The organism is Hydrogenophaga sp. (assembly GCF_028698005.1).
Taxonomy (GTDB): Bacteria; Pseudomonadota; Gammaproteobacteria; order Burkholderiales; family Burkholderiaceae_C; genus Hydrogenophaga.
The window spans coordinates 1-10,816 of the sequence record NZ_JAQVEJ010000097.1 but is presented as its reverse complement, the minus strand read 5'-3'; the positions used below and the strand labels follow the sequence as shown (position 1 = coordinate 10,816).

At 66.7% G+C, this 10,816-nt stretch carries 6 protein-coding genes and 1 pseudogene; 1 reads left to right on the top strand and 6 read right to left on the bottom strand.

Translation table 11 applies throughout. From position 1 onward, the window contains the following. Nucleotides 1-5: 5 nt before the first annotated feature. Both rpoD and dnaG read right to left on the bottom strand, forming a co-directional pair. On the bottom strand, nucleotides 6-2,342 hold the full coding sequence (gene rpoD / locus PHQ87_RS10445; RefSeq protein ID WP_300233684.1) for an RNA polymerase sigma factor RpoD: 2,337 nt from the start codon (nucleotides 2,340-2,342) through the stop codon (nucleotides 6-8). A 294-nt stretch (nucleotides 2,343-2,636) separates the two neighbouring features. Beyond that, a complete protein-coding gene (dnaG, locus tag PHQ87_RS10440) occupies nucleotides 2,637-4,640 on the bottom strand; it encodes a DNA primase (protein WP_300233682.1) in 2,004 nt (667 codons plus the stop codon). A 28-nt stretch (nucleotides 4,641-4,668) separates the two neighbouring features. Between dnaG and PHQ87_RS10435 the strand changes: the two genes are divergently transcribed. Continuing rightward, nucleotides 4,669-6,318: an acyl-CoA synthetase gene (locus PHQ87_RS10435; RefSeq protein WP_300233679.1), complete on the top strand. Its 1,650-nt coding sequence runs from the start codon at nucleotides 4,669-4,671 to the stop codon at nucleotides 6,316-6,318. Here PHQ87_RS10435 and PHQ87_RS10430 read toward each other — a convergent pair. The 4 genes and pseudogenes from PHQ87_RS10430 to PHQ87_RS10415 all read right to left on the bottom strand — a co-directional run. Continuing rightward, the gene (locus PHQ87_RS10430; RefSeq protein WP_300233688.1) at nucleotides 6,315-8,093 is read right to left on the bottom strand and encodes a gamma-glutamyltransferase family protein; all 1,779 of its coding nucleotides are present in this window, start codon (nucleotides 8,091-8,093) and stop codon (nucleotides 6,315-6,317) included. The two genes, PHQ87_RS10435 and PHQ87_RS10430, sit on opposite strands and share 4 nt — an antisense overlap. Before the next feature lie 141 nt (nucleotides 8,094-8,234). Then, nucleotides 8,235-8,993: a 3-hydroxyacyl-CoA dehydrogenase gene (locus PHQ87_RS10425; RefSeq protein WP_300233677.1), complete on the bottom strand. Its 759-nt coding sequence runs from the start codon at nucleotides 8,991-8,993 to the stop codon at nucleotides 8,235-8,237. A 259-nt stretch (nucleotides 8,994-9,252) separates the two neighbouring features. After that, on the bottom strand, nucleotides 9,253-10,299 hold the full coding sequence (locus PHQ87_RS10420; protein ID WP_300233686.1) for an extracellular solute-binding protein: 1,047 nt from the start codon (nucleotides 10,297-10,299) through the stop codon (nucleotides 9,253-9,255). Nucleotides 10,300-10,636: 337 nt separating this feature from the next. After that, nucleotides 10,637-10,816 (bottom strand): annotated as a pseudogene (locus tag PHQ87_RS10415) (phasin family protein); the annotation flags it as partial.

The following is a 10,816-nucleotide window of genomic DNA, read 5'->3' as shown; positions in this document are numbered from 1 at the left end:
TCAGATCACAGCGAATCGATGAAGCTGCGCAGCTTGTCCGAGCGGCTCGGGTGCTTGAGCTTGCGCACCGCCTTGCTCTCGATCTGACGGATGCGCTCGCGCGTCACGTCGAACTGCTTGCCCACCTCTTCCAGCGTGTGGTCGGTCGACATCTCGATACCGAAACGCATGCGCAGCACCTTGGCCTCGCGCGGCGTCAGGCTGTCCAGGATCTCCTTGACCACCTCGCGCAGACCCGCCTGCATCGCCGCCTCGATTGGCGCCGTGTTGGCCTGGTCCTCGATGAAATCGCCCAGATGCGAATCGTCGTCGTCGCCGATGGGCGTTTCCATCGAGATCGGCTCCTTCGCAATCTTCATGATCTTGCGGATCTTGTCCTCGGGCATCTCCATCTTCTCGGCCAGGATGGATGCATCGGGCTCGAAGCCATGCTCCTGCAGGTGCTGGCGGCTGATGCGGTTCATCTTGTTGATCGTCTCGATCATGTGCACCGGGATACGGATCGTGCGGGCCTGGTCGGCGATCGAGCGCGTGATGGCCTGGCGGATCCACCAGGTGGCGTAGGTCGAGAACTTGTAGCCGCGGCGGTATTCGAACTTGTCCACCGCCTTCATCAGGCCGATGTTGCCCTCCTGGATCAGGTCCAGGAACTGCAGGCCGCGGTTGGTGTACTTCTTGGCGATCGAGATCACCAGGCGCAGGTTGGCCTCGATCATCTCCTTCTTCGCATCGCGCGAGGCCGCTTCGCCCTCGTTCATCCGCTTGTGGATGTCCTTGAGCTGGGTCAGCGGCACCACCACCGAGTTCTGGATGTCGATCAGACCCTGCTGCAGCTCCTGGATCGGCGGAATGTTGCGCTCCATCACCGCGCTCCAGGGTTTGCCGGCGGCGGCTTCCTTCTCCACCCACTGCAGGTTCAGCAGGTTGGCCGGGAAGGCGGCAATGAACTTGTCCTGCGGCATCCCGCACTTGTCGACGATGATGCGGCGCAACTCGCGCTCCTTCTTGCGCACCTCGTCGACCTGACCGCGCAGCGTGCTGCACAGCTTCTCGATGGCCTTGGCGGTGAAGCGGATGGTCATCAGGGTTTCGGTGATGCCCTGCTGCGTCTTGAGGTAGCTGGGGCCGCCGTAGCCCTCTTTGTCATAGATCTTGTGCAGCTTCTCAAACTGGGCGCGGATCTTGTCCATGCGCGCCAGTGCTTCGCGCTTGAGTTCCTCGAGCTTGCGCGACAGGGCCTTGGAGCCGCCCTTGCCATCGTCGTCATCGGCCTCGTCGTAGTCGTCGAAGTCTTCCTCGGCCACGTAGTCGTCGGCCTCATCGGCGTCGGCGAAGCCATCGACCACGGTGGAGATGACCACCTTGCCCTCACGGATCTCCTCGGCCATGGCCAGCAGCTCGGCAATGGTCGCCGGGCTTTCGCTGATGGCGGCCATCATGTCGTTGAGGCCACCCTCGATGCGCTTGGCGATCTCGATCTCGCCCTCGCGCGTGAGCAGTTCCACCGTGCCCATCTCGCGCATGTACATGCGCACCGGATCGGTGGTGCGACCGAACTCGCTGTCCACGGTGGACAGGGCGGCTTCGGCCTCTTCTTCGGCTTCCTCTTCGGTGGCGGCCGTGGGGCCGGCGTTGGACAGCAGCAGCGTCTCGGCGTCGGGCGTCTGTTCGTAGACCGCCACGCCCATGTCGTTGAGCAGCGAGACCACGACCTCCAGCGTTTCGGCCTCGACCAGCTTGTCGGGCAGATGGTCGTTGATTTCGCCGTGTGTCAGGTAGCCGCGCGTCTTGCCCAGCTTGATCAGCGTCTTGAGCTTTTCGCGGCGCAGCTTGGCTTCTTCCTCGGACAGGACGGTGTCGTCCAGTCCGAATTCCTTCATCAGCGCGCGCTCTTTGGCCTTGCTGATCTTCATGCGCAGCGGCTTGACCTTCTCGGCCGGTGCCGCCACGCTGGGCGCTTCCTCGGGGACGTCTGCGGCCAGATCTTCCTCGATATCGATATCGCTCAGGTCGGCGTCATCGAAGTCGGCCGCGCCCTTGCCCTTGGCACCCGCCGCCTTGGGCTTGCGGCCGCGCTTGGCGGCAGGCTTGCTGGCGGCGGCCTTGGTGGCCGGGCGTCCGGCCGACTTTTTGGCCGGTGCCGTGGTCTCGGCGACGGTGGCGTCCAGTTCTTCGGCGGCAGCCGCCTTGGTTTTGCTGGTGGTTTTGGTGGATGTCTTGGCAGTCACGGAGGCAGAGGCTTTCTTCTGGGGCAGTTTCGGAGCTGCCGCCACGGTGCTGGCTTTCTGGCTGGTTTTGGTGCTGGACACCGCAGGCGCACGACTGGACTTCTTTGCGGGCATGAGAACCTCAAAAAAACGTCAGGAAAGGAACCGGCAGGGACACACAAAACAACGCCAAAACGCGCCAGGGCGGCGATCCGGTGGTTTTGTCGCGCACGACGCCCGCCTTCGGCCGGAAAAGGCGGGCCTGCAAGCTTCGGGGGCGATCATTTGGTGTGCAGTCCTTGCGGTCCGTCCGCTGGTGTCCTCGGTGGACGCCAGGGTGGCCGGGTAACGTCTGGTTCCCATTGCCTCATGCCGGAGGCTGGCCTGTGCCGGAGGTGCTGCTGTCGCGCTTGCGGTGCAAACCTTAGATTATACCAGTCGCTCGGATTTCAAGAGCTTGATGCGTTCGCTCAATTGCTTGAACTCCTCGTAGGCGGCCTGGTCGCCCTGCTGTGCACGGGCAGCCAGCAGGGCCGCTTGCGCGCTCAGCGCATCGATGCGCAGCAAGCCCATCACGCCGGCGAGCTCGGTCAGTTCCGCGCCGGGGTCGGCGCCCATGGTGGCCTGCTCCACTGCGGCACAGATATAGGCTTCGTGCTCGTGTCCGCGCAGGGCCTCGCGCAGGGCGGCCCAGGGCTGGGGTCCGTGCTCGTGCAACTGGGCCTCCAGCCAGGCGAAGATCGGGCCGTGCGGCGGTGGCAGGTGTGCCAGCATGGCGTGATCGTCGGCGGGCAGCCGGTCCCAGGCGCTGGCATTGGCCAGCAGCAGCCCGACCGCGCGGTCGGCGCGGGTGACGCCAGCGCGTGCCTGCCCCAGCATGCGCGGTGGCGGTGGCTGAAACTTGCGCCAGCCACCCTTGCCGCCGCGGCGGGGCGCCGCCTCCGCCGCCCAGGCCGGCGGGTCACCCGGTGGCGCGTGGTGTGCGGCAGTCGCCGCGACCGTGATCGACGCCGGGGGCATCGCCGGCGGTGCCAGTGCCGCGGCCGGGTGATCGCCGTACCCGGGATCCGGACGCTGGCGCCGGGCGCCCGGTGCGATGGGTGCCGCCTGCCACAACTGCAACAGGTCCTCGGCACCGACACCCACCACGTGCGCCAACTCGCCGAGCAACTGGCGCTTGAGGGCACCGTCGGGCAGGGCGGTCCACAGGGGGCGGGCCTGACTGGCCAGGCGCGCGCGTCCTTCGGCGCTGCCGAGGTCACAGTCGGCGCCGGCGGACTCGACCAGAAAACGCGACAGCGGCGTGGCCGTCCTGACACACTCGGCGAAGGCCTCGGCGCCGTGTGTGCGGATGAAGCTGTCGGGGTCGTGCTCGCTGGGCAGAAACAGGAACTTCACGCTGCGCGTGTCCGTGGCCAGGGGCAGGGCGGCGTCCAGGGCCTTGCGCGCGGCGCGCCGGCCGGCTGCGTCACCGTCGAAGCTGAACACCACCGCGTCCGTGAAACGGAAGAGCTTCTGCACATGGTCGGGCGTGCAGGCCGTGCCCAGCGTCGCCACCGCGTTGGCAAAACCCAGTTGCGCCAGCGCCACCACATCCATGTAGCCTTCGGTCACCAGGGCATAGCCGTGCTGGCGGATCGCGGTGCGTGCCTCGAACAAACCGTAGAGTTCACGCCCCTTGCTGAACACCGGCGTTTCCGGCGAGTTCAGGTACTTGGGCTCGCCCTTGTCGAGCACGCGGCCGCCAAAGCCGATGTACTCACCCTTGACGTTGCGGATCGGGAACATGATCCGGTCGCGGAAACGGTCGTAACGCTTGGACTGCCCGTCCCGGCCCTTGTCGTCCTCGTGTTCGATGACCAGGCCTGCCTCGACCAGCAGTGCATCGCCATAGTCGGGGAACACGTTGGCCAGATGGCGCCAGCCTTCGGGCGCATAGCCCAGACCGAACACCTTGGCAATCTGGCCCGACAGCCCCCGGCCCTTGAGGTAGGCCACCGCCCGGGGCGACGCCTTGAGTGCCTGCTGGTAGGCCGCGCCGGCTTTTGCCAGTACGTCGGTCAGGGTGGCCTGCCGCTGCCGCGCACGGGTGGCCCTCTCGCGTTCCTGCGGTGACAGCTCCTCTTCGGGCACCTGCAGCCCGACCTGCTGGGCGAGGTCCTTGACGGCCTCGACGAAGTTCATGCCGGCGTGTTCCATCAGGAAACCGATGGCGTTGCCGTTCGCACCACAACCGAAGCAATGGTAAAACTGCTTGGACGGACTGACCGTGAACGAGGGTGATTTTTCCCCGTGGAACGGGCAGAGACCCAGCAGGTTGGCGCCGCCTTTTTTGAGCTGGACATGCTTGCCCACCACATCGACGATGTCGACGCGGGCCAGCAAATCCTGGATGAAAGACTGCGGTATGGTCACCACCTTATTCTCCAACATGATCGAACCACGCACCGGAGTTACCCGCATGAGCATCCACATGTATGACCAGGATCTGCCCCGCAACGAGGCCAATTTCGCGCCGCTGACGCCGTTGACCTTTCTGGAGCGCTCGGCCGAGGTCTATCCGGATCGCCTGGCCATCGTGCATGGCCCGCTGCGCCAGACCTGGGCCCAGACCTATGCGCGTTGCCGCCAGTTGGCCAGCGCCCTGCGCCAGGCCGGTATCGGCAAGAACGACACCGTGGCCGTGATGCTGCCCAACACGCCACCCATGGTCGAGGCCCACTTCGGTGTCCCGATGGCCGGTGCGGTGCTCAACACCCTGAACACCCGGCTGGACCCCGAGGCCATCGCCTTCATGCTCGATCATGGCGAGGCCAAGGCCGTGATCGTCGATCCCGAGTTCGCCGGCACCCTGGAGAAGGCGCTGACCCTGCGCCAGTCCACCACGCCGTTGCTGCTGATTGATGTCGAGGACCCGCTGTACACGGGCGAGGCGCGCCGCATCGGCAGCCACACCTACGAGGCCTTTGTGGCGGGAGGGGACGCGGCCTTCGAATGGGTGTGGCCCGCCGACGAATGGGACGCCATCGCGCTCAACTACACCAGTGGCACCACCGGCAACCCCAAGGGTGTGGTCTACCACCACCGGGGTGCGACCATCAACGCGATCTCCAACATCCTCGAATGGGACATGCCCAAGCACGCGGTCTACCTGTGGACCCTGCCCATGTTCCATTGCAATGGCTGGTGCTTTCCCTGGACGGTGGCTGCGCGCGCGGGCGTGAACGTGTGCCTGAGGCGCATCGAGGCGCAGACCATCTTCGACCTCATGCGCGAGCACGGTGTGACCCACTACTGCGGCGCGCCGATCGTGCAAGGTCTGCTGGTCAATGCGCCCGCGGCCATGAAGGAGGGCCTGCCCAGTGGCGTCAAGGCCATGGTGGCGGGAGCGGCACCGCCTGCCGCCATGATCGAGGGCATGGAGCAGATGGGGTTCGACCTGACCCATGTCTATGGCCTGACCGAGGTCTATGGCCCGGCCACGGTGTGTGCCAAGCACGAGGCCTGGGATGCGCTGGACATCGGTGAGCGCGCACGCCTGAACGCGCGCCAGGGGGTCCGCTATCACCTGCAACGCGCCGTGCAGGTGCTCGATCCCGACACCATGCGGCCGGTGCCGTGGGACGGCGAAACCATGGGCGAGATCATGTTCAAGGGCAACATCGCCATGAAGGGGTACCTCAAGAACCCGAAGGCGACGCAGGAGGCCTTTGCCGGGGGCTGGTTCCACAGCGGCGATCTGGCGGTGCAGTACGCCGACGGCTATTTCAAGATCAAGGACCGGAGCAAGGACATCATCATCAGCGGTGGTGAAAACATCTCCTCCATTGAAGTCGAGGACGTGCTCTACCGCCACCCCGATGTGCTGGCCGCCGCCGTGGTGGCCAAGCCCGACCCGAAGTGGGGTGAAACGCCTTGCGCCTTCGTGGAACTGAAGCTCGGGGCGCAGACCCGTCCCGAGGACATCGTGGCCCACTGCAAACAGCACCTGGCCGGCTTCAAGGTGCCGCGCTACGTGGTCTTCGGCGAGCTGCCCAAGACCAGCACCGGCAAGATCCAGAAGTTTGAACTGCGCAAGCGCGCCGGCTCGGCGCAAGCGATCGACGTTTAATCGCCGGCGACGATGCCCTCGCGGCGCGGGTCGGCGCCGCCCATCCACGCGGTCTGTCCGCCGGCCTCGGTGCGCTGCAGGGCCTGCAGGCCGCTGGGCATGGCCACTTCGCTGACGGTGTGGCCACGCGCACGCAGCGCCTCGATGGTCGCCACCGGAAAGCGTCCCTCCTCCAGCAGCACCGGCCCGCCCAGGGTGCCGAAATTGGGCAGATCGATCGCGGCCTGCGGGCTCAGGCCCTGGTGCAGCAGGCCCAGCAAGGTTTTGGCGGTGAAGTGGATGATGAGCGCGCCGCCGGGGCTGCCCAGGCTCATGATCAGCTGACCGGTTCGTGCGTCGAACACCAGCGTCGGGGCCATCGACGAGCGGGGACGCTTGCCGGCTTCCACCCGGTTGGCCACCGGCCGGCCCTCGTGGTCTGCCGGCACGAAGCTGAAATCGGTGAGTTCGTTGTTGAGCAGAAACCCGCCCGGCCGGCTGGGATCGGTCGTGACCATGAGCCGTGCACCAAAGCCCGACTCGATGGTGGTCGTCATCGCCAGCGCGTTGCCATGGCGGTCCACGATGCTGATGTGGCTGGTGCCGCGCTCGGGTTGCTCGGACATGGGGGCCCAGGCACTGACGGTGCCGCCGGGCCGGCCGGGCTCGACCTGGCGTGCGCGCAGGGGCGCGATCAGGCGTGCGCGCTCGTCCAGGTAGTGCGGTGCCAGCAGACTGTCCCAGCGCCCGTCCGGCGCGGCCACGAAGTCGGGGTCGGCCACGTACTGCGCCCGGTCGGCAAACGCCAGCCGCGAGGCCTCCACGTAGCCGTGCAGGGCGTCCGGCCCCGGCAGGCCGTCCGGCGCCAGCGGCAGCCCGGCCTGTGGCGTGCGGGCGAGCAGGCCCAGGATCTGTCCCACCGCCAACGCGCCGGAACTCGGAGGCGGAAAACCGCAGATGCGCACCGGCCGCTGCGACGCCGCGTGGTCGACGCACAGGGGCACACGCTCCTTCGGCTCGTAGTCGCGCAGGTCCTGCAGGCTGAGCCGGCCCGGATGGCCGGGGTGCTGGCGGACCTTGTCGACGATGGCCCGGGCCACGGGACCCTCGTGCAATGCGTCGGGTCCCTCGGCCGCGAGGCGGCGCAGCACCACCGCGAGCTCGGGGTTCTTCAGAACGTGGCCGACGGGGTGGGGCGTGCCGTCCGGTCGGTAGAAGTAGGCGGCGGCCACCGGGTCGGACCTGAGCGCGGTCTCTGCGGCCAGCAACTGGTGCAGGCGGGGGCTGACCGCAAAACCGCGCTCGGCCCAGGCAATGGCCGGCTCGAACAGGCGTGCCCATGGCAGCCGGCCGTGCTGACGGTGCGCCTGTGCCAGCATCCTGACCGTGCCGGGCACCCCGACCGAGCGGCCACCCACCACGGCGGCCATGAAGGGCACCGGCTGGCCATCGGGGCCGATGAACAGGCGGTCGTCGGCCGCCGCGGGCGCCGTTTCGCGGCCGTCGTAGGCCTGCACGCGCCGGCCGTCATGGTGGAGCAGGAAGGCACCGCCGCCAATGCCGCTCGACTGCGGTTCGACCAGGGTGAGCACCATCTGCACGGCGATGGCCGCGTCGACCGCGCTGCCGCCGGCGCGCAGGATGGCCAGCCCGGCTTCTGTGGCCAGCGGGTTGGCCGCGGCCACCGCCTGCGTGCGGAAGGTCCACCCGCTCTTGGCCGTGATGCCGGTGGATCCCTCCGGCTGGGTGAGCGCCTGCTCCGGCGCGTGCTGGCAGGCGGCCAGCGTCAGCGCCAGGGCAAGCGTTGCAAGTCGGCCCCGGAACGGGTGTGTGGCGGGTTTCAAGGCGGTCGATCTCCCTGCGGCAGAATCGGAAGGCCGATTACGATACACGTGGAGCCCACCGGCCGCAAGGGCGGCCGCCAGTGCGTGCGTCGCTCAGCGCGGTGCCAGGCGGATGGCGCCGTCGAGGCGGATCACCTCGCCGTTGAGCATGTCGTTTTCGATGATGTGCCGGGCCAGCTTGGCGTAGTCCCCGGGCGTGCCCAGGCGGCTGGGGAAGGGCACACCGGCGGCCAGCGCGTCCTGCACCTCCTGGGGCATGCCGAACAGCATGGGTGTGCCGAAGATGCCGGGCGCGATGGTCATGTTGCGAATGCCGTTGCGGGCCAGGTCGCGCGCGATGGGCAGCGTCATGCCGACGATGCCTCCCTTGGACGCGGAGTAGGCGGCCTGACCGATCTGGCCGTCGTAGGCGGCCACCGAGGCCGTCGAGATCAGCACGCCACGCTCGCCCGTCGGTTCCGGCTCGTTCTGGCACATGGCCTCGGCGGCCAGGCGGATCATGTTGAAACTGCCCACCAGATTGACCATGATGGTCTTGGTGTAGACGGCCAGCGAGTGCGCGCCGTTCTTGCCCACGGTCTTTTCGGCCGGTGCGATGCCGGCGCAGTTGACCAGACCCATCAGCTTGCCCATGGACACGGCCTGGGCCACCACGGCCTGGCCGTCGGCTTCGTTGCTGACATCGCACTTGACGAACACGCCACCGATGTCCCGGGCCACCGCCTCGCCCTTGTCGACCTGCATGTCCGCGATCACGACCTTGCCGCCGTTGGCCGCCAGCATCCGCGCCGTGCCCTCACCCAGGCCCGACGCCCCGCCGGTGACGATGAAAACCTTGCCTGCAATCTCCATGTGCTGCTCCTCGTTGGATGGGTATGACGTTGACGTAAACGTCAATTATCACCCACAAAAAAACCCGTGAAAACGGGCTCTACCCTGAGTGGGTCCTCGCAAGCGGGAGGAGAGGGGAGAAAGAATCGCCACGAAAGAAGTGCCTCCATCGTGGGGCACCGTGGAACAGGCTATGCCCGGCCACTGGTGCCGTCCCCTCGAAGAGCCGCCGACTCTGGCGGCGGCACCGGGCCGCGTCAGCGGCGCAGGGGGGAGTGCGTCACTTGTACCCCACCCGATCCAGCATCTGCTGCACCTTGGTCAGGTTCCTGGCCACCACCTCCAGCGGGATCTGCTCGGCCTTGAAGTGCTCGCCCCCCATGGCCTTGAGGGCCGGGTTGTCGAGCTTCACGTCCTTGGCGGCCGCGAACTCGTTGTTGCCGTTGGCGAAATACGCCTGCGCCTCGGGGCTGGCCAGGTACTCCATGAAGGCGATGGCGTTGTCCCGGTGTTTGGCGTGCCGCGCCACGGCAGCGCCGGCGATGTTCACGTGCGTGCCGCTGGTGCCCTGGTTCGGGAACACCACCTTGACCTTGTCCATCACGGCCTTGTCCTCGGGCTTGTCGGACTTGATCAGGCGCGCCACGTAGTACGAGTTGCTCAGTGCGACGCCGCATTCGCCCGAGGCCACGGCCTTGATCTGGTCCGTGTCGCCGCCCTTGGGCGCGCGGGCCATGTTGTTCACGATGCCCTTGAGCCAGGACTCGCCCTGCTGGTCACCCAGCCGCTCGACCACGGTGGTGAACAGCGAGATGTTGTAGGGGTGCGAGCCCGAGCGCGTGCACACCAGCCCCTTGAGCTTGGGGTCGGCGAGTTGCTCGTAGGTCGTCACGTCCTCGGCCTTCACGCGTGTCGGGTCGTACACGATCACGCGCGCACGGGTGGAAAAGCCCGTCCAGGTCACGCCTTCGGGCGTGGGTGTGGCACGCAGGTTGGCCGGGATGACGGCATCGAGCTTGGCCGACTTGATCGGCTGGAACAAGCCCTGGCTGTCGGCCAGGGCCAGGCGTGCGGCATCGACCAGCAGGATCACATCGGCCGGTGAGGCCGCACCTTCGGCCTTCAGGCGGGCCAGGATGCCGGCATCGTCCGCATCCACCCGGTTGATCTTGATGCCGGTGGCCTTGGTGAAGCCCTCGTACAGCGCCTCGTCGGTCTGGTAGTGGCGGGCCGAGTACAGGTTGAGCACTTTGTCCTGTGCCTGGGCGGAGAAGGCGGTCCCGAAGGCCGCCACAACAATGGTCGACAGTTTGGCAGCGAAAGGCATGGTCTTGGGCTTCACGGGTGGATGGAAATCGGGGCGCCGCCATCGGATGGCACCTGGCAGCATGGTGTGCACATACTATCACAGATGAGAATCATTATCGATATGAGGTTGGCGCCAAGGCAAAAAAAAGCCCCGGGCTTGCGTCCGGGGCTGTAAGGGGTCCAATGAAATCGAATTTCGAAAAGGACCCGAGGAGACAACCAGAAAACGGCTGGTATCACTACCGGCACCGCCTCTCGGAGTCGGAGCCAGTGTGCCCTGAATCGGTGATCGCGCACTTGACCTTGGTCAAGTGCGCGATCGATTCATGATCAGAGCGCCGTCATGTATGGGAAGTTCAACGCTTCTTGGCAGCAGCCTTGGTGGCGGTGACGGCCTGGCTGGCCACGGCGTTGAAGTTGGCTTCGGCCATTTCGGAGGCTTGCTTGACAGCCTTTTGCACCGATTCGATGGCGTTGTTGGCGGCGGAGACGGCGCTCTTCATCACGGCCACAGCGGTTTCGGAGCCGGCGGGGGC